At 60.0% G+C, this 22316-nt stretch carries 20 protein-coding genes; 9 read left to right on the forward strand and 11 right to left on the reverse strand.

Going from position 1 to position 22316, the window contains the following annotated elements:
* Positions 1–509: 509 nt before the first annotated feature.
* From ACTQV4_RS08115 to ACTQV4_RS08140, 6 genes are all read right to left on the reverse strand, one after another.
* Positions 510–830, reverse strand: a complete 321-nt coding sequence (locus ACTQV4_RS08115) for an MGMT family protein (RefSeq protein WP_427747461.1) — start codon at positions 828–830, stop codon at positions 510–512.
* Between the two features lie 193 nt (positions 831–1023).
* Positions 1024–1878 (reverse strand): DegV family protein, encoded by an 855-nt coding sequence (locus ACTQV4_RS08120; protein WP_441569600.1) that lies wholly within the window; start codon positions 1876–1878, stop codon positions 1024–1026.
* A gap of 119 nt (positions 1879–1997) precedes the next feature.
* Positions 1998–2447 carry a MarR family winged helix-turn-helix transcriptional regulator gene (locus ACTQV4_RS08125; protein ID WP_154515655.1) on the reverse strand — a complete coding sequence of 150 codons (450 nt, stop codon included), beginning with the start codon at positions 2445–2447 and terminating at the stop codon, positions 1998–2000.
* A gap of 163 nt (positions 2448–2610) precedes the next feature.
* A complete protein-coding gene (locus ACTQV4_RS08130) occupies positions 2611–3330 on the reverse strand; it encodes a B3/B4 domain-containing protein (RefSeq protein WP_441569601.1) in 720 nt (239 codons plus the stop codon).
* Positions 3331–3554: 224 nt separating this feature from the next.
* Positions 3555–5225 carry a phosphoenolpyruvate carboxykinase (ATP) gene (pckA, locus tag ACTQV4_RS08135; protein WP_441559674.1) on the reverse strand — a complete coding sequence of 557 codons (1671 nt, stop codon included), beginning with the start codon at positions 5223–5225 and terminating at the stop codon, positions 3555–3557.
* Between the two features lie 262 nt (positions 5226–5487).
* Positions 5488–7059, reverse strand: a complete 1572-nt coding sequence (locus tag ACTQV4_RS08140; RefSeq protein ID WP_441569602.1) for an L-lactate permease — start codon at positions 7057–7059, stop codon at positions 5488–5490.
* 177 nt (positions 7060–7236) lie between these two features.
* Here ACTQV4_RS08140 and ACTQV4_RS08145 point away from each other — a divergent pair, with 177 nt between their 5' ends.
* Complete coding sequence (locus tag ACTQV4_RS08145; RefSeq protein WP_441569603.1) at positions 7237–8811, forward strand: lipopolysaccharide biosynthesis protein; 1575 nt, start codon at positions 7237–7239, stop codon at positions 8809–8811.
* Positions 8812–9128: 317 nt separating this feature from the next.
* Here ACTQV4_RS08145 and ACTQV4_RS08150 read toward each other — a convergent pair whose 3' ends face one another.
* On the reverse strand, positions 9129–9968 hold the full coding sequence (locus tag ACTQV4_RS08150) for a metallophosphoesterase (protein ID WP_441537797.1): 840 nt from the start codon (positions 9966–9968) through the stop codon (positions 9129–9131).
* Positions 9969–10293: 325 nt separating this feature from the next.
* Between ACTQV4_RS08150 and ACTQV4_RS08155 the strand changes: the two genes are divergently transcribed.
* A complete protein-coding gene (locus ACTQV4_RS08155; RefSeq protein ID WP_441569604.1) occupies positions 10294–11895 on the forward strand; it encodes a potassium/proton antiporter in 1602 nt (533 codons plus the stop codon).
* 337 nt (positions 11896–12232) lie between these two features.
* On the opposite strand, the gene ACTQV4_RS08160 is transcribed toward ACTQV4_RS08155, so the two are convergent.
* Positions 12233–12424: a hypothetical protein gene (locus ACTQV4_RS08160; RefSeq protein WP_441559678.1), complete on the reverse strand. Its 192-nt coding sequence runs from the start codon at positions 12422–12424 to the stop codon at positions 12233–12235.
* Between the two features lie 115 nt (positions 12425–12539).
* Here ACTQV4_RS08160 and ACTQV4_RS08165 point away from each other — a divergent pair, with 115 nt between their 5' ends.
* The 5 genes from ACTQV4_RS08165 to ACTQV4_RS08185 all read left to right on the forward strand — a co-directional run bounded on the left by ACTQV4_RS08165 (position 12540) and on the right by ACTQV4_RS08185 (position 17488).
* Complete coding sequence (locus ACTQV4_RS08165) at positions 12540–12896, forward strand: nucleotide pyrophosphohydrolase (RefSeq protein ID WP_441569605.1); 357 nt, start codon at positions 12540–12542, stop codon at positions 12894–12896.
* Complete coding sequence (locus ACTQV4_RS08170) at positions 12889–14631, forward strand: DNA/RNA helicase domain-containing protein (RefSeq protein ID WP_441569606.1); 1743 nt, start codon at positions 12889–12891, stop codon at positions 14629–14631. Before ACTQV4_RS08165 ends, ACTQV4_RS08170 begins: the two co-directional genes overlap by 8 nt.
* 181 nt (positions 14632–14812) lie before the next feature.
* On the forward strand, positions 14813–14995 hold the full coding sequence (locus tag ACTQV4_RS08175) for a hypothetical protein (protein ID WP_441540557.1): 183 nt from the start codon (positions 14813–14815) through the stop codon (positions 14993–14995).
* A 135-nt stretch (positions 14996–15130) separates the two neighbouring features.
* Positions 15131–16255: a 3-phosphoserine/phosphohydroxythreonine transaminase gene (gene serC, locus ACTQV4_RS08180; RefSeq protein ID WP_441569607.1), complete on the forward strand. Its 1125-nt coding sequence runs from the start codon at positions 15131–15133 to the stop codon at positions 16253–16255.
* A gap of 69 nt (positions 16256–16324) precedes the next feature.
* Positions 16325–17488 carry a phosphoglycerate dehydrogenase gene (locus ACTQV4_RS08185; RefSeq protein WP_427796062.1) on the forward strand — a complete coding sequence of 388 codons (1164 nt, stop codon included), beginning with the start codon at positions 16325–16327 and terminating at the stop codon, positions 17486–17488.
* A 348-nt stretch (positions 17489–17836) separates the two neighbouring features.
* Here ACTQV4_RS08185 and ACTQV4_RS08190 read toward each other — a convergent pair whose 3' ends face one another.
* Positions 17837–18886 (reverse strand): hypothetical protein, encoded by a 1050-nt coding sequence (locus tag ACTQV4_RS08190; protein WP_441569608.1) that lies wholly within the window; start codon positions 18884–18886, stop codon positions 17837–17839.
* 154 nt (positions 18887–19040) lie between these two features.
* On the opposite strand from ACTQV4_RS08190, the gene ACTQV4_RS08195 reads away from it, so the two are divergent.
* Both ACTQV4_RS08195 and ACTQV4_RS08200 read left to right on the forward strand, forming a co-directional pair.
* Complete coding sequence (locus ACTQV4_RS08195) at positions 19041–20261, forward strand: M20 family metallopeptidase (protein ID WP_441569609.1); 1221 nt, start codon at positions 19041–19043, stop codon at positions 20259–20261.
* 39 nt (positions 20262–20300) lie between these two features.
* Entirely contained in the window at positions 20301–20990 is a 690-nt protein-coding gene (locus ACTQV4_RS08200; protein ID WP_441569610.1) for a DUF1015 family protein, read from the forward strand.
* 127 nt (positions 20991–21117) lie between these two features.
* On the opposite strand, the gene ACTQV4_RS08205 is transcribed toward ACTQV4_RS08200, so the two are convergent.
* Together ACTQV4_RS08205 and ACTQV4_RS08210 are read right to left on the reverse strand one after the other, a co-directional pair.
* Positions 21118–21753 carry a histidine phosphatase family protein gene (locus tag ACTQV4_RS08205; protein ID WP_441031479.1) on the reverse strand — a complete coding sequence of 212 codons (636 nt, stop codon included), beginning with the start codon at positions 21751–21753 and terminating at the stop codon, positions 21118–21120.
* A gap of 17 nt (positions 21754–21770) precedes the next feature.
* A complete protein-coding gene (locus tag ACTQV4_RS08210) occupies positions 21771–22313 on the reverse strand; it encodes a histidine phosphatase family protein (protein ID WP_441569611.1) in 543 nt (180 codons plus the stop codon).
* Positions 22314–22316: the final 3 nt, after the last annotated feature.

Below are 22316 nucleotides of genomic sequence, written 5' to 3' on the forward strand. Positions count from 1 at the left end.
AAGCGCTCCGAACAGATTGGAGCCCATCGGCCGAAAGGCCTGGCGTTAGCATGTCGCGATTCAATCTCGAAAACAGCATTGCCCAGTTGACAAAACTATAGGAACACCCCCTAAAACCAAACGTCAGTACCTCATTATGGAATAACAGACCTGATGGGTTTGCCCCATGCTTACAGGAAAGCGCCCGCCGACCATGGCAGCCGACGGGCGCTTTCCTGAAGTACACCGTTGAATCGCACAGAGGGGAGGAATGCGAATCAAACTCAACAGGGCAGGCTTTTTCATCGCCTATTGCCTGCTCCGTTGTTGAATACAATATAGTTCGCCTTTGTTTACTTTACAGCGTCAAATCGTGCCGCCATACCTTCTCCATAAGTTAGCCACGGTAAACCTACCAAATAGGGACTGATTTATTTTGGCAGGTTTTTTCTGGGGAAACGTCAACGGCGCCGGCGTTCCACCGCAAAGGGGACAGGCACCTTTGTAGTGGTTTTAGCGCGAACGAGTCGCTATAACCCAGCCGGCCAACGACAAGCGGCCAAGTCGACGTGCATGGGGTCGACAAACGTCACGCCCTCCCCCAGCAGAAGTTCGCGCTGAGCATCGGGGCCGCCAAACGCAAAGCCCTCGCAAATGCTGCCATCGGCAAACACCACACGATGGCAGGGAATCTGACCAGGGCGCGGATTGCTGTGCAGGGCATACCCCACGTACCGCGCACTTCGTGGACGGCCGGCGAGCAGCGCCACCTGGCCGTACGTGGCAACCATCCCCTCAGGGATCTGCTCGACTACCTCGTACACCCGCTCAAAAAAGCCCTCAGACGCCATCGATGCTCCTTTCCGCCCGCAACAGCATAAATCAAATGATCCCTCGGGGACGGCAGGGTTGCGGATCATTTGCGGCCTCCGTGCGGCCGATGGTCCGCAAGCCCGTCATCGCCGAGGGATCACATGGCATGGCAGGTAGCGTTTGCCCAGATAAAACCTGCCAAAATAAACCTGTCCCTTTTTGGCAGGTCGGTTAGCTGGCAGGCTGGAAGAAGGCTACGGCTACGGCACCGGGGCCTACATGGGTGCCGATGGTGGCGCCGATGGTGTGAACGGGCAGCTCGCCCTCGGTGTGGCCAGCCCACAGCGCGGCGCTGTCCTCGATATACTTCTTGAGCACCGCATCCGAAAGGCCCGTATAGCCGAGCGCCAGCGGCATGGAAAAGTCGACGCCGCCCGCCTGTTCGACCTTTTGGTTCAGCAGGTTGCGACCGTTCTTGGAACCGCGCGCCTTGCCCAGCTGCACGATCAGACCGTCCTCGGCAGCCACCACGGGCTTTACGTTGAGCAGCGTACCCACGGCGCCGGCCGCAGCAGACAGGCGACCGCCGCGCACCAGGTACTCCAGCGTCTCGAGCAGGCCGATAACCACCACGCGGTCGCGCACGGCCTCGACCGCCGCCGCGATCTGGGCCGCGCTACGGCCCTCGTCCACCAAGCGCAGGGCATACTCGACCAGCACGCGCTCGCCCAGGGTGACGTTGTTGCTGTCTACCACGAACACATCGCCGCCCGAGGCCTCGGCAAGAGCGGTGCGGGCACTCTGATTGGTGCCGGAAAGCTTAGCGCCCACGGTAATAATCACGGCCTCATCGCCGGCTTCACGAACCTCGGCGATAGCCTGCGAAAACGCGTACGGGTTGACCTGGCCGGTCTTGGGCAGCTCATCGCGCTCCACGAGCATCTCGTAAAAGCGCTGGTGATCGATATCGACGCCATCCATGTACACATCGGTACCAAAGGTGACGGACAGTGGCAAAACAGCCAGTGCCGGGTGCTCCGCCGGCGACATATCGCTTGCGGAATCGGTAATAATGCGGACGGACATAGCGAATCCTTTCTTGCGCAGGTCCCGCGCAGGGAATTTTGACAGCAATGCCCCGGCACGGTATACGCGCTCAAACGGGACGATGCAGTTGTTAATGGGAAGCAAATGCCTAGGCTGCCCTACAGCTCGCGCAGGGTGTCGAGAATCGTACGCAGCGACGCGTACATCTGCTCGCGCTGCTCCACGCCCATGGCCTTGCCGGTGGCGTCGAGCACCTCGCGAATAATGCGATCGGCCTCATTCATGCTCTCGCCGCCCAACGTGGTCAGGCGAACCGGGGCACGATACTTAACGGCGGCATCGCCCGAATCGTCGACCTCGACGTAGCCGCCCTCTTCCAGATGCGCCAGCGTGCGCGAGACGGCAGCGCGGGTCACGCCTGCCATGCGGGCGAGGTCGGCACCAGTCAGGCCGTCCTTGCTGCGCTCAAGATAGTACAGGCACATGATATCGGAACCCTTAAGGCCCAGCCTTGCGCCCTCAGATGCCTTAATGCGCTGGATCTCCTTGTAGAGCCCGCTAATCAGTCCGACAAAGTCCTCAAAACGTGTCTCGTCGTTCTGCTGCATGGGAGACGACCGCCTTTCGCTTGCATGATGCTAACGGGTAAACATCTTAGCCGCATGCCCGAACCCCCGTACCCAAATATCCCAATTGTTAACTCATCAACATAAAAACCACCACAAAGGGGACAGCACCTTTGTGGTGGTTTGTGTGGTGGTTTGGCCCGAGCTAGAGTTCCACGCGCGGGTTATCGCGGGTCACAAGCGTCTTAACGACAACCGTCGCTCCCAGATAGCGCTCGAGCAGCTCGGCTAAGCGATCGATCGCGGCCTGACAGTCCCCCATTCGCTCGGGCTCTACACACTCAATCGCCAGGAACGCATCGGCAGAATCGTCGGACAGAGCCGTTCGAACGCCGTCGCGCCAGTTCCAGCAGCGGCACACGGCGCCCGCATCATCGATGTAGGCGAGCTCGCCGGGCAGCGTCGGATCATCTGCCTCCTCGCCAAGCGGCAAGAACGCATCGCCACCGTCGGTCACCTTCAAGCGAAGGTCTCCCTCAATCGCGTGCAAATCCTCGCCTCCCACGGGCAGCGCGTAGGTCAGCGACACCGTGTTGTAAATATCCACCGCCGGTGTGATATGACCGACCGGTTTGCCCTTGAGCACGCGCTTGAGCAAGTTCTCGATCGAGCAGCGGGCGCCCTTTTTGGTCTTGAACAGGCGATAGGCCTCGCGCCATGCCTTGACCGGCGCGTTCTCGCTGATGGTATCGCTTGTCAGATGACGCTCCGCATCGATATTGGCGCGATCGAGCAGCGCCGCAATCGCGTCCACGTCCTCTTGAGGAATCTGAGCCGCGGGCTTCATGCCCTCCACGACCACAACACCGACCGCCGCCTGTGGAAATAGCTCCCAAAATGAATCCTCGGCAACAAAGCTCTTCATACGTGCTCCTTTCGCAATTCGCGCCAACGCGAGCGCCTAAACAAAAAGCGCCCTTACAACGGCCACCTTCAAAGTCCTACGGTGCCGTCACAAGAGCGCTTACGCTGCCCCCATCCGGAGAAGGGGACGATATGTCAGGCGCATTGTAACCCGAGTCATCCACACGAGCAAAACCACCACAAAGGCGCCTGCCTCTTTGTGGTGGATATGAACTCGAGGCGACGCTAGTGGCGGAGTCCCAGCAGGCCGCGGCCGCGATGACGGGCCTCGGCGGACACCTGAGCGTGCGGGCCGGCGGCCTTGACGGACTCGGGCAGGTGCGAGTACTTCTTCTCGAAGTTCTCCTCGAACATCACCGCCAGGTTGTGCGCGGCCTCGTCGTAGCGCGCTGTGCTCTGCCAGTACTGGCGCGGCACCAGGATGCCGTCCGGCACACCGTGGCACGTAGTGGGAATGTCGACATTAAAGATATCGTCGTGCAAGAACTCGCTGTCCTCGATGGTACCGTCGAGGGCGCGTGCGACCAGGGCGCGCGTGTAGGCAAGCTCGATACGATGGCCCACGCCATAACCGCCGCCAATCCAGCCGGTGTTGAGCAGATAGACGCGGGTGCGACCGTCGGCGATACGCTCGCCGAGCATCTTGGCATAGACCATGGGGTCGAGCGGCATAAACGGCTCTCCGAACAGCGAGGAGAACGTGGGCGTGGGCTCGGTGACGCCGACCTCGGTACCGGGGATCTTGGCGGTGAAGCCCGTCACAAAGTGATACATGGCGGCATCGGCCGTCAGGCGCGAGATAGGCGGCAGCACGCCAAAGGCATCGCAGGTCAAAAACAGCACGACGCTCGGGGTGGTGCCCATGCCCTTGGTCCACGCGTTGGGGATATGCTCGACGGGATAGGCAACGCGCGTGTTGTGCGTGATCGAGACGTCATCGTAGTTGGGCTTGCGGTTCTCGTCGAGCACCACGTTTTCGCAGATCGCGCCAAAGCGAACGGCATTGAAGATCTCGGGCTCGTGAAACTCGTCCAGGCCCTCGCACTTGGCGTAGCAGCCGCCCTCGATGTTGAAGATGCCCATGTCGGACCAACCGTGCTCGTCGTCGCCGATCAGCAGGCGCGTGGGATTGGCCGAAAGCGTGGTCTTGCCGGTGCCGGACAGGCCAAAGAACACCGCGGTCTCGTGCGTGACGGGATCCATGCTGGCCGAGCAATGCATGGGCAGCACATCGTCCTCGACGGGCAGCAGGTAATTCATGACGCTGAAGATGGACTTTTTAATCTCACCGGAGTAGCCGGTGCCGGCAACCAGAATCACGCGCTCCTGGAAGTTGATGACCACGGCGGCGCTGGAGTTGAGGCCCTTGATGGCGGGGTCGCACTGGTACCCGGGTGCCGCGAGCACGCAAAAGTCCGGCTCGCCGGTGCGCGCAATTTCGCGAGCGAGCGGACGGGCGAGCATCTGCTTAATGAAGAGCGCCTGGCTCGCGCGCTCGCAGGCAACGAGCAGGCGACGCGTGTGGTTGCGGTCGGCACCCGCCATGCCGCGCGTGACGAACACGTCGCGCTCGTTGAGGTAGTCGACGATACCGACCTTGATGGCCTCGTAGCTCTCAATCGAAAGCGGGCGGTTGACGGCGCCCCAGGCGATCTTGTCGTGAACATCGGGGGTGTCAACGATAAAGCGGTCGTTGGGAGAACGGCCGGTGCGCTCCCCCGTCTCGATTACCAGCGCGCCGTTGGATGCCATGCGGCCCTCTTCACGGCGGATGGCGTGCTCGACGAGCTCCGCAGCAGGTAGATCGACCAGCAGACGCGGCTGATTCTCGGCGGGATCTTCGACCAGCGTAATACCAAAGTTGGACAGAACTTCTGCAGGGGTAACACCAGGCATGGGGCCTCCTTTAAAAGCGCGTCACGCGGGCGCGGCGCGCACTTTACTCACGTAAAGTTCGTTGTACCCGATATGCAAAAACGTTTTTGTGGCAAGGGCGGCAAGCCCGCCCAACGGTCAAAAATCCCAGGCAAGCGGCCTAGTCATTGGGTAGTCATTGGGGACGTTCTTAAACGACGAGTCGTTGGGGACACTCTTGAACAGGCAACATTCAAGGAGTGTCCCCGGATGCCAGCACAAAAGGAACGTCCCTAAGTGCCAACTATAGCGGCAAGCCTTGGCCGAGCATGGCGATGGCGCTCATAAGGATCAGCATGCCGGCGGCGTAGGGCAGGACCGCGCCCAGGAGCTCGGCATCCTTGCCGCGCACGTGCACGGCGGCCAGGCCGATGGCAAGCGTCTGCGGCGAGATCATCTTGCCGGCGGCGACGCCAAGCGCGTTCAGCGCGACCATCCAGTAGTCGCTCACGCCCAGCGCGGTGGCAGCCTGGCTCTGGATGGGACCAAACAGCATGCCAGAAGACGTGCCCGAACCGGTCACGAATGCACCGACCGCGCCGATCCACGGAGCCAGAACCGGGTACAGGCCACCGGCGACCGCAATGCAAAACGCACTGATCGAAGAGATCATGCCCGCATAGCCCATAACCTTGGCACAGCCCAGAACCGAAAGCATGGTAATGACCGTCGGCATCATCTGCTTGACGGTCGCGGCCAGTACCTTGCCCATCAAGCGCAGCGAAGCACCCTGAATGGCGCCGCCGACAAACGCCGCCAGGAAAATCCAGACGCCCGGCGTGTTGATCCACGAAAACGTGAGCGTGCCGGGGTTCTCGCCGCAATACACCTGCACCTGGCTCGCAAACGGTGCGAGCGCAGCATGCACGGCAGGCACCAGGTTAGACGTTCCCAACAGCAGCACAAAGATCAGGATGAAGCACGACCAAGCCGAAAGCGCCGACTTAGCGGTGAGCTGCTCGCCGGCCTCGATATTCATGTGGAAGCGTGCGTCCAGATGCCCCGACTTCTCGGCACGCATGGCAAGCGCAGCTGTCAGCGCGAGCGAAACGATGGAACCGACGACGACGGCAAGCTCGGGACCCACAAACATAGCAACGACAAGAGCCGCACCGGCAAAGGACACGCCGGAGAGCACGGCGATGCCCGCCACGCCGTTCAGGCGCTCGGCAACGCCCGCAACATTACCCTGGTCATCGGCGACACGACCCGCAACCAGCACGATAAACAGCGGCATCATCACAAAGAAAGGCGCCAGCTGCACCATCTGAACGGTCGCCAAATGCAGCGGGTCCAGGCCCACCAGACCGGCAACGGACACCGTGGGAATGCCAATGGAGCCGTAGGGCGTGGGCACGCCGTTGGCCAACAGACAGATGAGCACGGCGGGCACGGCCTCAAAGCCCAGGCCCGCGAGCATGCCGGCGGGAATAGCAACGGCGGTGCCAAAACCGGCCATGCCCTCCATAAAGCCACCAAAGCACCAGGCCACAAGCAGCGCCAGCAGACGGCGATCGCTGCTGATGGAGGTGATCATGCCGCCGATCACGTCCATGGCGCCCGTGCGAACGCACAGGTTATACGTGAACACCGCGGCGATGATTACCAAAACGATGGGCCACAGGGCCATCAAAAAGCCTTCGAGCGAGGCGGTCGCGATCTGCGCTGTCGGCAGGTGCCACCATGCGAAGGCAAGCACGCACGAAAGGACAAACGATCCGATGGCGGCTTTCCAAGCTGGCCATTTAAAGCACAGCAGCATCACGACAAGCCAAATGATCGGCACAAGAGCCAGCAAGAATGCGGCGACGTCCATAGGTAGAAGCTCCTTGGTACCGCGCGGGCGGCATCGGGATATCACATAACTTCAACAGGATACCGCACGCTCACCGACAATTTACTGCCGCCCCCCGAAAATATTGAACAATCCGTTCAAAAACATGAGTGACACCGTCGCGTCTATACTAGAACGCAGCAATAGAAAGGACCCGCCTTGAGCATCTCGCCCCTCGATAGCATCCGCCGCGCCATCGCCCGCCGCAACGGCATCGCCAACCCCACTGTATCGGGCGGGGCGCACGGACAGGGCGGACGCATCGAGAACGGCCTCTTCCCCGCCTCGCACACCGCCGAGGAGCTCGCGCGTATCCAGGAGCTGAGTCAGCGCAACGCCGGCGGGCCAAATAGCGGCCAAGCCACGCGTCGTCGGCGCGAGCGCGATCGCGAGCCCGGTCCCGTCCGCCGTATGGTCAACGCCTGGTGGAACCGCCTGCTCGGTGCCGTCTACGGCGGCGGTTTCTCCACGCAAGAAGCCGAATACGAGGAGCACGCCACCAGCCGCGACTACCTTTGGAATACCCTCGGCACCGCCGTGTGGGGCATGGCGTTTCCGCTGCTCACTATCGTGTCCACGCAACTCGTGGGCGCCGAAGAAGCCGGCAAGTTCTCCATCGCCTTTGTCACCGGCACGCTCATCATGATCGCGTGCAACTACGGCGTGCGCAATTTTCAGGTCTCGGACATCGACGAGAAGACGTCCTTTGCCTCCTACCAGCTCAACCGCTGGCTTTGCGGAGCGATTGCGCTGGCTTGCGGCCTCATGTACAGCAGCGCCCGCGGCTATGACGCGCAGATGGCGACGATCGGCCTGGGCGTCTACCTGTATAAGGTAATCGACGGCGTGGCGGACGTGTACGAGGGCCGCCTGCAGCAGGCCGACAAGCTCTATTTGGCCGGCATGAGCCAAACGCTGCGTTCCGCCGGCGTCATCGCGGTCTTTAGCGTGGCGCTGTTCCTTACGCGCAGCATGCCCATCGCGGCCATGGCCATGGGTGTTACAGCGATCGCCTCGCTTGTGCTGGTCACCGCCCCGCTCGCCCTGCTCGAAACCGAAAAATCGCGTCGCGTGAGCATACGCGAAGTCGGCCGCCTTTTTGCGCAGTGCGCCCCGCTCTTTGGCGCGCTCTTTTTGTTCAACCTTATCGAGAGCATGCCCAAGTTTGTGATGGAAGGCACACTGGCCTACAAATATCAGCTGTATTTTAATGCCCTATTCTTTCCGGCGCAGGCCATTTTGCTGAGCATTGGATTTATCTATAAACCGCAGCTCTTGCGTTTGTCGAGCATTTGGGCTAACCCGCGCAAGCGTCGCCGCTTTGACTTAATTATTGTCGCCGTCATGGCGCTGATCTTGGGTTTCACTGGCGCATGCGCCGCGTTTATGGCAGGCCCCGGCATTCCCCTTATGAGCTTTATGTACGGCCTCAACTTTGAGCGCTACCGCACATTGGCGCTGCTGATGGTCGTCGCCGGCGGCATCACCGCAGCCATCGATTTTATCTACGCCATTATCACAGTGCTGCGCCACGCCGACGATGTCACCAAGATCTACCTCATTTGCTTTGCCGTGAGCGTGGTGCTCCCGATGATCCTCATCAACCTACTGGGGCTGATGGGTGCCGTCGTGAGCTACCTGCTCATCATGGCCCTACTGCTGGTGCTATTGATTGTCGAGTACGCTCACATTCGCCAGCGCATAGAACGAGCCCGCAACCCGTACGGTGTCTAATTAGCTGCCTCGGCCACCGGAATTTGCGATGGAATTACCCGGGCTGGGGTCTCGTTGCGGACAATATGCATCACGCAAAACTAAGTGAGTAGACTTTTACCGAATCCCCGACCACGCCGACAAAGCACAAGTCTGTGACCTGCGGTTTTATTGAGGCAAATATGTTGGGTGCTCGGCATTTCCAAAAAAGTCTACTCACTTAGCCAGCGGGCAGCCAAATGATTATGTAATCCACGTCCCAGAAAAATCATTTGATGGGCAGAAGGGCAAAAGTAGTCAAAAAAGCCCCGTCCCAAATTAGCTACCCTTTGCACCGATTATTCGCCGGGCAGAATGTTCGCATAGAACTCCGCACCATCATCCAGGCGCAGGATGCCCACGCGGCCGAACTCGGAGCCGGTGGCGGCGGCACAGTCGATGTCGATACGGTCGGGAACACCGGCGGTATCCTCGCCACCCAGGCGCACAATCTGCCCGCGGCCCGACTCCTCATCGAGCCCTGCCAGGCCGCCAACCTCGCAATAGCGCCCCAGCGACACCGTGGGCGTGTGGCCACTCACCACGACCGGACCCTTGCCCTCGGCAGAAAGCAGCCCCGTCGGGGCATCCCAATAGCCATGCCGAATCCACAGCAGGTCATCGGACGACTGCACGGCGAGCATTTGCTGCAGCAACTCGCTATCGGCATCGACCGCTCCTCTGCCGTCACCGCAATCGACACCATGTTCAAGCAAAAACGCACGCGCCGCCTCGGTCTGAATGCCGGCGTGCACCAGCAAATACGGACGCTCAGCAGTCTCTGCCACCGCATAGAGTGGCAGGGCGGCAGCCCAGCGCACCAGCTCCTCGTATGCCTCAAACTCCATTTCGTTGAGCTGTTGGCGCGTGGTCCATCCGCCGTTGATGTCCCAGGTCTCGGCATCGAGCGGGTCCTGGCCAATGATCGCGTCGAGCATAATCTGCTCGTGGTTGCCCTTAAGCACGCGAGCGTTGGGCAGCGATCGCACCAAGTTGATGACGCCGACCGGATCGGGACCGCGGTCGATCATGTCACCCAACACGTACAGCGTGTCGTCGGACGTTAGCGAGATCTTGGAAAGGGCCTCGTCCAGCGCGCGCACGTGCCCGTGAGCATCGGATGTCACATAGATCGCCATGGAACGCCTTTCCCTGCATTACGGCCGAAGCCCGGAGCCACAACTAAAACTTCAAGTTGAACTTAAACGTTACCCATTGTACTCCGTTGCAATAAAGCTGGGAAGGGCCACGCGTCGCCAACGGTCGTTAGCAGCCGCACGCCCGCGCGCGCAGTTCACGGTGCACCGCCGGCAGCTGCTCCCCGACCAACGTCGCACACGCCGCAGCCTCGTGTCGAAAATGCGCACGCCCGCAATCCGTTCCCATAAACCCACCACCTTTGGGTACAAATAACCGCAGACAACTGACCGTGCCACGCCAACCACCCAGAAGCGGACACTATCCATGAACCAGATACTTCTTTTTATAGGCCTCGTCATCATTTTGTGCCTGACCATCAAGCCCGTCGGCAAAAAACTCCCCTTCCCCACCCTGCTCATCTTTATCGCGCTGGGCATGCTGCTGGGCGTCAACGGTCCGGCGCACATTGACTTTAGCGACTATGCGCTCACCGAAACCGTCTGCAGCACGGCGCTGCTGTTCATCATGTTCTACGGCGGCTTTAACACCAATATCGAGCGCGCCAAACCTGTCGCCGTGCCCGCGGTGCTGCTGAGCACGCTCGGCGTCGTCGTCACCGCCGGCATCACCGGCGCCTTTGCGCACTTCGCACTGGGCTTCGACTGGATCGGCGGCCTGCTGCTGGGCTCGGTCGTGGCGTCGACCGACGCAGCGAGCGTCTTTAGCGTGCTGCGCGAGCACAGCCTGTCGCTGAGAGGTGGCACTGACTCGCTGCTCGAGGTCGAATCGGGCTCCAACGACCCCGTCGCTTACATGCTCACCGCCGTGCTTGCAACCCTTGCGGCCGGCGGCGACATCAACATCCCCGTGCTGCTGGCCAAGCAGATCATCCTGGGTGTGGGCCTGGGCCTTGTCATCGGCTGGGCATCTGGCCGCCTGATCGAGCGCGCACACGCAACGGCCGAGGGCGCGCAGACCATCTTTTTGTTCGCCGTGGCGATCGTCGCCTACGCGCTGCCGAGCTATCTGGGCGGCAACGGCTTTTTAGCCGTGTACCTTGCCGGCATTGTGCTGGGTGCGAGCGACATCACCGGTAAGGTCGAGCTGGCGCACTTCTTTGACACCCTCACCGAGATGGCCGAAATGACCATCTTCTTTTTGCTCGGCCTGCTCGTGACGCCCGCGCGCCTGCCGCAAGTGCTGCTACTGGGCCTGGTACTCATGGCGTTTATGCTCTTCGTAAGCCGCCCCATCGCCGTCGGTCTGCTGCTGGCGCCCTTTAAGACAAACCCCCGCCAGGTGGCGCTCGTAAGCTGGGCGGGCCTGCGTGGCGCGGCTTCGGTCGTGTTTAGCCTCTTTACCGTGGTGGCCGACGTTCCCGGCGGTCACGACCTGTTTGACCTGGTGTTTGTAATTGCCGTGTCGAGCATTGTGGTGCAGGGCTCGCTGCTGCCGGCGGTGGCGAAGAAGCTCGACATGATCGATGCGGCCGGCGACGTGCGCTGTACGTTTAACGATTACCGCGACGAGGACGGCATGTCGTTTGTTAAGCTCAAGGTTGGCGCGGGGCATCCGTTTGCCGGGCGCTCGCTTGCCGATATTGGCAACGCTACGAACATGCTCGTTGTCCTGGTGCTGCGCGATGGCGCGCATCCGGTGCTGCCCAACGGCGATACCGTCATCGAGGAAGGTGACCTTCTGGTTATGGCCGCGCCGACGTTTGAAGAACGTGCCGAGGTTACACTGCGCGAGGTCACCGTGACACCCCACGGTCGCCTGGCAGGACTGCGCCTGCGCGACGTGCCGCAAGGCAAGCACCCCTTTATCGTCGTGATGCTCAAGCGCGACGGCCAAACGATCATCCCCGACGGCAATACCCTCATATACGCCGGCGACGAAGCCGTCATCGCCACGCTGGCATCGTAGCGGCCAGGGGCAGCCGTCCCGAATTGGCTACATTTGAGCACCAATCGCCCCGGCTGGGGTCTCGTTGCGAACAATTAGCGCCTCTCAAAACTAAGTGAGTAGACTTTTGCCGAATCGCCGACCACGTCACCAAAGCACAAGTCTGTGGCCTGCGGGTTTGTTGAAGCAAATTTGTCGGGTGCTCAGGATTTCCAGTAAAGCCTACTCACTTAGCCAGCGAGCAGTCAAAATAGAACGGTCGCGACCTCATTAGGCTCCATTGGGACGGTTTATCGTGCATTTTCGCGCAGCTGCGGGTGCAGACGACCGTCCCAAATTAGCTATCCTTGTCACATTCCTAGTCATCGTCGACGGCAAAATCGCGGAGGTCGAGGCCTTCGCGTTCGGCTCGGGCTAGGAGCTCTTGAGGGGACTCACCCTCGATATCCATCACGTCGAGCATGGCGGCCGGAAAGCCCACGCCTGCCGCACTCCCCGCGCGATCGAGCAGGCTCTCGCGCAGTTGGTCTACATCAACGTCGATCTTCATGGTGTAATCTCCTACCGGGCAATCGCGACCAAACAAACCTCACATCCCAAATGATGTGCAATAAACCCCAGATACGGCCATAATAAAATAATAAACATCAGGGAGGTTGCGGACGATGGATAAGCTCGACGCCATGACGGAACAAGTCAGGGACTATTGTGATGCACGCGACTGGCGCAAATATCACACGCCAAAAGAGCTTGCTATCGGCATGGCGACTGAGTCCTCCGAGCTCCTTCAGCTCTTTCGTTTTATGAGCGACGAGCGCATTGCAGAAATGTTCGAAGACACCGAGCAGCGCCAAGTCATCGAAGACGAAGTCGCCGACACGCTCCTTTTCCTTCTGCGTTTCGCAGATTTAAATGAAATCGACCTGCCAGCGGCGCTTTCGTCCAAGCTCAAGTGCAATGGCGAGCGCTATCCCGTCGACGCATCATCTAACGAATACAGAAAGTCGGACCATCATGAGTAATGAGTTCGCCCTTCGGCAATACACGCTTCCCCTGCCCCAGCCCTTTGAGACAAGCGAATCGCTTCAGGACTTTGGAACGCCAAAGCCTGGAGCCCATCATGACGAGAGTTGGCCCGTCCTTTACATTCTTACCAACAGCAGAAACAAGACGGCATACATCGGCCAAACAACCAACTACCAGCGCCGTATGAAACAACACGCTGCAAACGTGGACAAGGATTTCGATCGAACACTTCTGATCGACAACCCTACATTCAATCAATCAGCGACATTTGAGTTTGAAAACAGGCTCATCGAACTGTTCTGTGCCGACGAAAAATACCAGGTCACCAATGCCAACAACGGCTATGCCCAATTCGATTATTTTGAGCGGCCTCAATATCGCCAGAAGTTCCGAGACCTCTGGACAAAGCTTCGCGAAGAAAACTACGCGATTCATCCGATTGAAGAGCTCGAGAACTCCGACCTGTTCAAGTTCTCGCCTTTCAAGACGCTTACGCCCGACCAATACGAAACGATCGAGACGATTTATAAACGTCTCGAACAGGAGCATGAAGACACAAAACATGGCGGCTCAAAAAGAGAACGTATAACCGTCGTGAATGGCGCGCCGGGAACAGGTAAAACAATCCTCGCCATTAGTCTCATGTTCAAAATCAAAAATGAGCCCAACCTTTCCGGCCTGCGAGTCGGTTTTGTCACCCCGATGGATTCTCTGAAGAAGACCCTCAGGAAACTCACGCACTTCCTTCCAGGGCTAAAGCCTGGCGATATCTTGAGCCCCAGTGACGTAACCAAAAATGATCGTTATGACATCCTACTTGTCGACGAAGCACATCGACTGGGTAATTATCTAAGCATGGGCGCCGGCATTGGGGCTTTTTACAACACCTGCGATCGCCTCGGCCTTCCGCATACGAGCAACCAGGTTGACTGGATATTCAAATGCTGTGACAAGGCGTACCTGTTCTACGACCCCAAACAGCAGGTTCGCGCATCCGGACTCAATCGAGACGGCCTTGAGCGGCGACTCAATCAGCTCGAAGAAGCAGGCATTGAAACTGAAGAGTTCAGCCTAAGCACACAAATGCGCGTACGCGGTGGTGACGAATACCTCGATTTTGTCTATGACTTACTCAACAACAAGGCGTTTATGCATACCGGCATGAAGTTCAACGAACTCTTTTCATCGGAGCCTTACGATTCGCGAGCCGGGGATCCGGACAGCGATATCCCCAGATACCAGTTTGGAATCGTCGACCGATTTGAGGATTTCTGTTCCCTGCAGCAAGCCAAGGAAGAAGAAGTTGGTCTATCCCGCATGACGGCAGGCTTTGCGTGGAAGTGGGAGACGAAGAAACACAAAGACGCGTTCGACATCGTCATCGAGGGTATCCCCAAACGCTGGAACTCAACCCAAAAGGATTGGGTTAATTCTGCCAACGCCGTCAACGAGGTTGGATGCATCCACACGGTGCAGGGCTACGACCTCAATTACGGATTCGTCATTCTGGGGCCAGACATTTACTACGACACCGATAAAGGAGCCGTCTGCGTTAACAAAGCGAACTTCAAAGATGCCGTCGCAAAGAAAAAGGCGAGCGAAGATGAGCTACGGAAGATTATCGTCAACGCCTACTATGTCCTCATGACGCGTGGCATGCTGGGAACGTATCTCTATGTGTGCGACCCCGCGCTCAAGGAGTATTTGTCGCGGTATATCCCGGTGATTTAGACGCAGGACAGACGTCGCAAATCTAAGGCGTTACTCAAACGTTAAACACACGAACATATTTTCGTGTTTTATACTTGAGCTAGACAACCACAGCATGGTATAAAAGAGCTGCGTTCCGCTATGGAGGGCAGTCAAGGGCCGGGGGATCCCCCCGGCATTTTCTTTTTTGAAAGGCTGTTTCATGAACGAACTGCCCGCATTCCCCGACAAATCAAGGCGCCGCCCAGAAAAGATCAACTCGAGCGACGAGCGGGCACGAGTCCAGCAATCCATCGCCCGCGGCTACGATGACCTCGTCAACGGCCGCATGCGTCCTTGGAAACAAGCAAAAGCAGAGGCAGATCGGATGCGAGCCATCAGGTAAGGTCACCCCTCCCCCATGTAACCATCCTGTAAATCATAGCGGCGCAGTCGAGTTTTACCGTGATGCGGTCGCGCCTGGCGCTCCACTGTGCTAAAGTATCCCGAACGTTCAAACGACTACGAGGGGAACTAGAAGATGGCACGTGTGCACAACTTCTCAGCTGGCCCGGCCGCGCTGCCTACAAGCGTGCTCGCCGAGATCGCCGACGAGATGATGGACTACCGCGGTTGCGGCATGTCCGTGCTCGAGATGAGCCATCGATCTAGCATGTACCAGCAGATCATCGACGACGCCGAGGCAACCCTGCGCCGCCTGCTGAGCATCCCCGACAACTACCGTGTCCTGTTTTTGCAGGGCGGCGCCACGCTGCAGTTTGCGGGCATCCCCATGAACCTCATGCGCCGCGGCCGCGCCGGCTACGTCGTGACCGGCAACTTCGCCAACAAGGCGTACAAGGAGGCCGCCAAGTACGGCGAGGCCGTGCTGCTCGCGAGCTCCAAGGACACCAATTTCGACCGCATTCCCGCCATGGCCAATATCAACGCGCGCATTGCCGCCGAGGCCGCGGGCGACGGGCTCGACTACGTCTACATCTGCCAGAACAACACCATCTTTGGCACCATGTACCACGAGCTGCCCGCTTGCGGCGATGTGCCGCTGGTCGCCGATGTCTCGAGCTGCTTTTTGTCGCAGCCGCTCGACGTCGAGCGCTACGGACTCATTTACGCCGGCGCGCAGAAAAACGCCGGCGCCGCGGGCGTGACCGTGGTTATCGTGCGCAACGACCTCATCGCAGATGGCCCCGCCTTTGCGCAGACGCCGCAGTACCTGGACCTTAAGACCCAGGCCGCCAAGGGCTCCATGCTCAACACGCCCAACACCTTTGGCATCTACGTGTGCGGCAAGGTATTCCGCTGGGTGGAGCAAGCCGGCGGACTAGCCGCCATGGCCGAGCGCAACTGGGCCAAGGCCAACCTGCTCTATGACCTGCTCGAGCACAGCGAGCTGTTCCATGGCACCACGCAGGCCGACAGCCGCTCCATCGCCAACGTCACCTTCCGCACCGGCGACGCCGATCTCGACGCGGCCTTTGTCGCAGGCGCGGCCGAGCACCAGATTCAAAACGTCAAGGGTCATCGCCTGGTGGGCGGCATGCGCGCCAGCGTCTACAACGCCGTAACCATGGAAGATGTGCAGGCACTGGCCTCGTACATGAAGGACTTCGAAGCGCAGCATAGTTTGAGTCCGCGATCTAACTAGCCCGCAACCCGCGGGCCGACCAGCCACTTCAAACCACTTGTTATAAACAAACCCGCTAAGGAGTTTTTCATGCGCAAGATCAAAACCATCGACGACATAACCAAAGACGGCAAGGTCGAGTTTGGCGAGGGCTACGAGTTTGTGGGCACCGCCGAGGAGGCCGACGCCATCCTTATGCGCTCCACCGACCTGCACGGCTACGAGCTGCCCGAGGGCATCCGCGCCATCGCCCGCTGCGGCGCCGGTGTCAACAACATCCCCATCGAGGAGTACGCCAAGAAGGGCGTCGTCGTCTTTAACTCCCCCGGTGCCAACAGCAACGCCGTCAAGGAGCTCGTCCTGGGCATGCTGGTGCTTTCGAGCCGCGGCGTGGTGCAGTCGATGAACTGGGTGCGCGACAACGCCGACGACCCCGAGATTCAGGTCGATGCCGAGAAGGCCAAGAAGGCCTTTGTGGGCCGCGAGCTCAAGGGCAAGCGCATCGGCGTCATCGGTCTGGGCAACGTGGGTTCCAAGGTCGCCAACGCCTGCGTCGACCTGGGCATGGACGTCTACGGCTACGATCCGTTCATTTCCGTCGAGCACGCGTGGGTGCTGAGCCGCGAGGTGCAGCGCGTGGGCACGCTCGAGGACCTCTGCCGCGGCTGCGACTACCTCACCGTGCACGTGCCCAGCAAGGCCGACACCATCGGCATGATCAGTACCGAGCAGATCGACCTGCTGGCCCCGGGCGCCGTGCTCATCAACTACGCGCGCGAGACCATCATTGACGAGGACGCCGTTGACGCCGCCCTGCGCGAGGGCAAGCTGAGCTGGTTTAGCTGCGACTTTGCCACGCCCAAGACCGTCAAGATGCCCAATACGTTTATCACCACGCACTCGGGCGCCGGCACTGGCGAGGCCGAGGCCAACTGCGCCGATATGGCCATCAGCGAGCTCAAGGATTACCTGGAGAACGGCAACATCGCGCACAGCGTCAACTACCCCGCCTGCAGCATGGGCAAGGCGCGCGCCGCAAGCCGCATCGCCTGCCTGCATGCCAACGTGCCCAACATGATCGGCCAGATCACGGCAATCCTGGCCAAGGACAACGCCAACGTGCAGCGTATGACCAACGAGTCCGCCGGCGAGAACGCCTACACCATGTTCGACACGGACGAGCACCTAGATAGCAGCACCATCGAGGCGCTCAAGCAGATTCCGTCGATGTATCGCGTACGCGTGATCAAGTAGCGTCGGCGTCAAACCTGCCAGACAGGCAATGAAGCTCATTCGGCCCCCGTTTTCGCGAAACGGGGGCCGATTTCGTTGCTCCGGCTGGTTTTGAAAATGCTACCCAGAATAAGTTTTTTCGGATAATAGACAGTACTACCCAAATCACTAAGCACACCTGCTTTGATAAACACCTTTATCAGGGACTTTAGTAGGTAAATATCGATCTCTCTGTGCCGAATGTAAGTTGACTGTCTATTTTCCGAAACAACTTATTCTAGATAGCATTTTTAGGGCCCTCCAAAGGCGAAATTGACGCCTTTTTGCGACCAAAACTCTAGTCCGCGCGACCGTTTTCCACCCGCACGGCTACATTCCCGCCCAATCGATAAAAATCTCCTCACGAAGCCGCCGTTCGAGCTCCTGCTGCCGCGGCGTCTTGCCTTTCAACGGCACATCAAGATAGGACATGATGAGTTCCATCACCACGCGGAAGGCATCGGAGTCGACCAGCTGACCATAGGTCATCAGAACGACAGGATATCCCATCGCTTGAAGGGCCGTCGTTCGATCGGAGTCCGAGATCTTGGATTCTATGGATCCGTGAATGGCTTTACCTTGACATTCAACCAGGCACTCTCTGCTGCCGTCCTTATTTGACAGCAAGATATCGGCGTAGCGCCTATCAAGCCCCGAAATCAGGCGGGCGCTGCGCGTCATGCGAATCTCGACGTTATTGGTAAGGCGCAGCCCTTCGCCGCCGCGCAACCTCGTAAGGCCAAACAGCATCGAAGCCTGGACCTCGAGCGGCGATGCCACAACCCCCGTAATGCATTTCGCGGCACGCGTGAACGATTTAGCACCGCGGAGCCCCTGGATCTTATTGGCGAATTCTGTAAGTTCAGAGAGCTCAATCAAGGGAGGTCGCTTCCACAAGTCCGTTGGATTCCCCGAGGCATCCTTTACGTTTTCCCAGCCCGACCGTGCGTCACCCCACCGGCTCCCATACGCCTGCTCAAGTGCCGACTTTACCTGAGGCGCAATCTTGCACACGGCAAAAGTGCCGCACATCTCATACATGCACATGATCAGGCGCTCATTTGAGACCGAGGAAGCCAGGGTCAGCAGGGTAAAGAGCGGGGACGCGACATCAAGGCCAAACTCTGTCTGCCGCACGGAATCAAACGGCCTCTCCCCGTTCCAGACATGCCTGACAATGCGGACGCCCTTACGCCCGCAGCCGCCCTGCGCCAACACGTGTAGCGGAGTGCCCAGGAAATGCTTGACGAGCGGGTGTTCACAAAGATGCTCCCTGCGCGGATCGTCCACAGAATCGGGCAGGTCCGGCATTATTGCCAAGACCTGTGGAGGTATCCGGTGATACCGAAAGGCAGATATGTCGCACAGCATGTCATCCATGAAGGATACGTACCCATTGCGTCGTTTGTGAGCCTGCCCGGACGCCAAACGCGATGGCTCGGCCTGCGAACGGTTAATACTGCTACGCACACGTCGCGAATCTTCCAGGTGGCTTACAATCGGTTTTGGAAGCAAACTGATTGTGAGGTTACATATGGTTGATGAGAACTTTGCCTGGCGGCTTACGCAGGAGCTCGTGAAGATTGATAGCTCGGACCCGGGCGCCTACGAAGGCGAGATCGAACACTTCATTAAGAGGCTCATTGAACAGCAGCTGGCGCAGCTTGATAGTCCTGCGCTCGATGCCGTGCAGGTTGCAGAGCTCGAAGTACTCCCCGGGCGCCGCAACCTTATGGTCACCGTACCGGGTGTGAGCGACGAGCCGCGGCTGGTCTATATCTGCCATATGGACAGCGTCACCCTAGGAGATGGCTGGAACGCGGACACACCGCCACTCGGGGCGACCGTGCGAGACGACAAACTCTATGGCCGCGGCGCCTGCGACATGAAGGGCGGTCTGGCCTGCGCCATTGCCGCACTGGTCCATACGCTCGAGCGCGTGGCGGCGGATGGTGAGCTGCCCCACCGCGGCTTCTCGCTTATTTTCTCGGTCGACGAAGAGGACTTTATGCGCGGCTCCGAGGCCGCCATCGATGCCGGCTGGGTCGGCTCGCGCGAATGGGTGCTGGACACCGAGCCCACCGACGGACAGATTCAGGTGGCGCACAAGGGTCGCACGTGGTTCGAGATCGAGATGACCGGCGTCACGGCGCATGCGAGCCAGCCCTGGAAGGGAGCGGATGCCGTCGCCGCCATGGCCGAGGCCGTATGCTCGCTTCGTCGCGCGTTTGCGGCGCTGCCCGCACATGATGAGCTGGGGGCTTCGACCATCACGTTTGGACAGATCGAGGGCGGCTATCGCCCCTATGTCGTGCCCGACCGTGCCAAGGTCTGGGTCGATATGCGCCTGACGCCGCCGACCGATACGGCCGCCGCGACGCGCATGGTAGAGCAGGCCATCGCCAGCGCCGAAGCCGCAGTCCCCGGTTGCCATGGAAGCTATACCGTGACAGGCGACCGCCCCGCCATCGAGCGCGATCCGGTCTCTCCCCTTCTAGCCGCGCTCAAGCGTGCCGCCGATGACGTGACAGGCGCGGACGCAACCGTCGGCTTCTTTACCGGCTACACCGACACTGCCGTCATTGCCGGCAAGACGGGTAACCGCAACTGCATGAGCTATGGCCCCGGCTCGTTGGCGCTCGCCCATAAGCCCAACGAGCATGTGCCCCATGCCGATATCGTTCGCTGCCAGCGGGTGCTGATCGCGCTTACCGACAACACGCTCTGGGGCGCGAATAACCAAGTTGGGGCATAATAAGCCGCGAACAAACCGACTCGCGCGTTAGGACCGTCCATGAAAGCACTTCCGTTTCCCTGCATCCGCCCGGCTCAGGACCGTGCGCTCGAGGCGCTGCCGCAGATGGGCGACATCCTGAGCGGCAACGACGCCCTGCGCGGTGCGATTGCCGATGGGCTCATGCTCAAGGATCCGGGCGCGGCATACTACGTGTACGAATGCTCCGGAGAGCCAGGGCGCGTGACGGGCGTTGTGGCGATCTGCCCGGTTAACGTGCTGACGGGTAACGACGAGGCTGCCGCCGAGAGCGCCGACGCACTCGCCGCCGCGCGCGCGATCACCGAGCTCAAGGTGCAGCCGCGCCCCGTGTCGCTCGCCTACGAGGCGTCGCCCGTCATGGATATCATCCTGGGCGCCGCCAAAGAGGGCGCGTCGCTCTACGCCGTCACCGACCCCGCCGGTATTACACATCGCGTATGGGAAGTCAAGCGCGAGGACGCTGTTGCCGCCATCCGAGCCATGCTCGATCAGGCACCGGAGCCGGCGCCGGCAGACGACCCCGCCTACGCTGCCGCGCTGGCAGGGGCGGCGCAGCTCCTGGCAGACGAGGCCCGCGCAGCCGGCACCTACACGGGCAAAGAGCCGTTCAACTTTACCGTGGCCGTGCTGTTCCCCGCCGCGCAGGTCAGCGGCGGCGCGCCGCAGGTTCCGACGGGTCTGCTCACTCACCAGATCTCACGGTTCTAACGGGGCCTAAACGCCCAGCACAAAGACTCGGCAGCTCAACAAGCAAGGGGTGGGGATACATGCGCATGCATCCCCGCCCCTTTCGCATCAAACAATTACGCCGGCGACCCGCATCGCCGCGCCCGCGCTACCCACGCCGCGGGCCCGCTGCCGCCACGAGCGGCTCTAGCCCCAGCTCACGCGCGTAATCCTCCTGCGTAAAGACTTCGACCAGTTCAAACGCATCGGTTGCATCGTCAAACGCAAAATGCAGAACCGAGCAGTTGCCCGGCACGCGCTCGCGCTCGTCGGCCGCCGCTCCCCTAGAGTGGTCCAAAAACTCCTTGATGGCCGAGGCATGGCTCACCGCGAGCACGCACGAATGGTCCGGGCGTCGCATAAGATCGGTCAACGTCGTCACCATGCGCTCACGTACCTGCATCTGGCCCTCACCGCCAAACTGACGATAAAAGTCACGCCACGGACGCTCGGGCATCAGCATCACGCGCTCGGCCTCAAAGTCGCCAAAGAACCACTCGCGCAGGCCATCCAGACGCTCGTAGGCAAGGCCCGGCCACAGGCTGGCGATAGTCTGCTCGGTGCGGTGCAGCGTCGAGGTGTAGGCGTGATCGGGCTCAACGCCACGCGCACGCAAGAACATACCGGCACGCGCCGCCTGCTCGCAGCCCAACTGCGTGAGCGGCGAATCGCTCCATCCCTGAATAATGCGTTTAAGGTTGAATATTGTCTGTCCATGACGGACCAGATACAGATCTTTGTTCATAGGGGTCCTTTCGTTCGTTACCAATCAAGGAGCGAAAACGCCCCGTCGCAATAGCCAAAATGAAGCACGGCACCGTTGTCGGGCTGCTCTCCCCCGCCGGTCACGCATCTAAGAAACTCCTGGCAGGCAGAGCCATGAGAGACCGCAAGCACACGATCGTGCTGCGGTCGGGCCATAATACGGGACAGCGCCGCGACCATGCGCGCCCGAAGCTCGCCTTCCGACTCGCCATCAAAGGCCACCGGATAATCGCCCCAGGGCTGCGGCGGCATATCGCGATTTGATGTGCCCTCCAGCGTGCCCAGGCGCCACTCGCGCAAATCATCGACCGGCTCTATGGGAAGATCCTCGCCAACGATCAGCTCGGCCGTGTGGCGCGCCCGACCCAACGGAGACGTATACGCGTGGTCAAAGGAGATGCCGCGCGCCTCAAAAGCCGCGCGCGTCGCCAGTGCCTGATCGCGCCCGCGCTCCGTGAGCGGCGAGTCTTGCCAGCCCTGCAAAATGTTCTGCACGTTAAGCTCGGTCTGCCCATGCCGAACCAAATACAGATCGGACACACG

The organism is Collinsella sp. LCP19S3_B11 (assembly GCF_052121915.1).
Taxonomy (GTDB): domain Bacteria; phylum Actinomycetota; class Coriobacteriia; order Coriobacteriales; family Coriobacteriaceae; genus Collinsella.

What these genes read in the sequence shown, in the direction of transcription:
- serC (WP_441569607.1), top strand. Translation starts at nt 15,131, where the DNA reads ATGGCACGTGTGCACAACTTCTCAGCTGGCCCGGCCGCGCTGCCTACA.
- ACTQV4_RS08175 (WP_441540557.1), top strand. Translation starts at nt 14,813, where the DNA reads ATGAACGAACTGCCCGCATTCCCCGACAAATCAAGGCGCCGCCCAGAA.
- ACTQV4_RS08115 (WP_427747461.1), bottom strand. Translation starts at nt 830, where the DNA reads ATGGCGTCTGAGGGCTTTTTTGAGCGGGTGTACGAGGTAGTCGAGCAG.
- ACTQV4_RS08195 (WP_441569609.1), top strand. Translation starts at nt 19,041, where the DNA reads ATGGTTGATGAGAACTTTGCCTGGCGGCTTACGCAGGAGCTCGTGAAG.
- ACTQV4_RS08125 (WP_154515655.1), bottom strand. Translation starts at nt 2,447, where the DNA reads ATGCAGCAGAACGACGAGACACGTTTTGAGGACTTTGTCGGACTGATT.
- ACTQV4_RS08140 (WP_441569602.1), bottom strand. Translation starts at nt 7,059, where the DNA reads ATGGACGTCGCCGCATTCTTGCTGGCTCTTGTGCCGATCATTTGGCTT.
- ACTQV4_RS08155 (WP_441569604.1), top strand. Translation starts at nt 10,294, where the DNA reads ATGAACCAGATACTTCTTTTTATAGGCCTCGTCATCATTTTGTGCCTG.
- ACTQV4_RS08120 (WP_441569600.1), bottom strand. Translation starts at nt 1,878, where the DNA reads ATGTCCGTCCGCATTATTACCGATTCCGCAAGCGATATGTCGCCGGCG.
- ACTQV4_RS08190 (WP_441569608.1), bottom strand. Translation starts at nt 18,886, where the DNA reads ATGGATGACATGCTGTGCGACATATCTGCCTTTCGGTATCACCGGATA.
- ACTQV4_RS08170 (WP_441569606.1), top strand. Translation starts at nt 12,889, where the DNA reads ATGAGTAATGAGTTCGCCCTTCGGCAATACACGCTTCCCCTGCCCCAG.
- ACTQV4_RS08160 (WP_441559678.1), bottom strand. Translation starts at nt 12,424, where the DNA reads ATGAAGATCGACGTTGATGTAGACCAACTGCGCGAGAGCCTGCTCGAT.
- ACTQV4_RS08150 (WP_441537797.1), bottom strand. Translation starts at nt 9,968, where the DNA reads ATGGCGATCTATGTGACATCCGATGCTCACGGGCACGTGCGCGCGCTG.
- pckA (WP_441559674.1), bottom strand. Translation starts at nt 5,225, where the DNA reads ATGCCTGGTGTTACCCCTGCAGAAGTTCTGTCCAACTTTGGTATTACG.
- ACTQV4_RS08205 (WP_441031479.1), bottom strand. Translation starts at nt 21,753, where the DNA reads ATGAACAAAGATCTGTATCTGGTCCGTCATGGACAGACAATATTCAAC.
- ACTQV4_RS08165 (WP_441569605.1), top strand. Translation starts at nt 12,540, where the DNA reads ATGGATAAGCTCGACGCCATGACGGAACAAGTCAGGGACTATTGTGAT.
- ACTQV4_RS08185 (WP_427796062.1), top strand. Translation starts at nt 16,325, where the DNA reads ATGCGCAAGATCAAAACCATCGACGACATAACCAAAGACGGCAAGGTC.
- ACTQV4_RS08200 (WP_441569610.1), top strand. Translation starts at nt 20,301, where the DNA reads ATGAAAGCACTTCCGTTTCCCTGCATCCGCCCGGCTCAGGACCGTGCG.
- ACTQV4_RS08130 (WP_441569601.1), bottom strand. Translation starts at nt 3,330, where the DNA reads ATGAAGAGCTTTGTTGCCGAGGATTCATTTTGGGAGCTATTTCCACAG.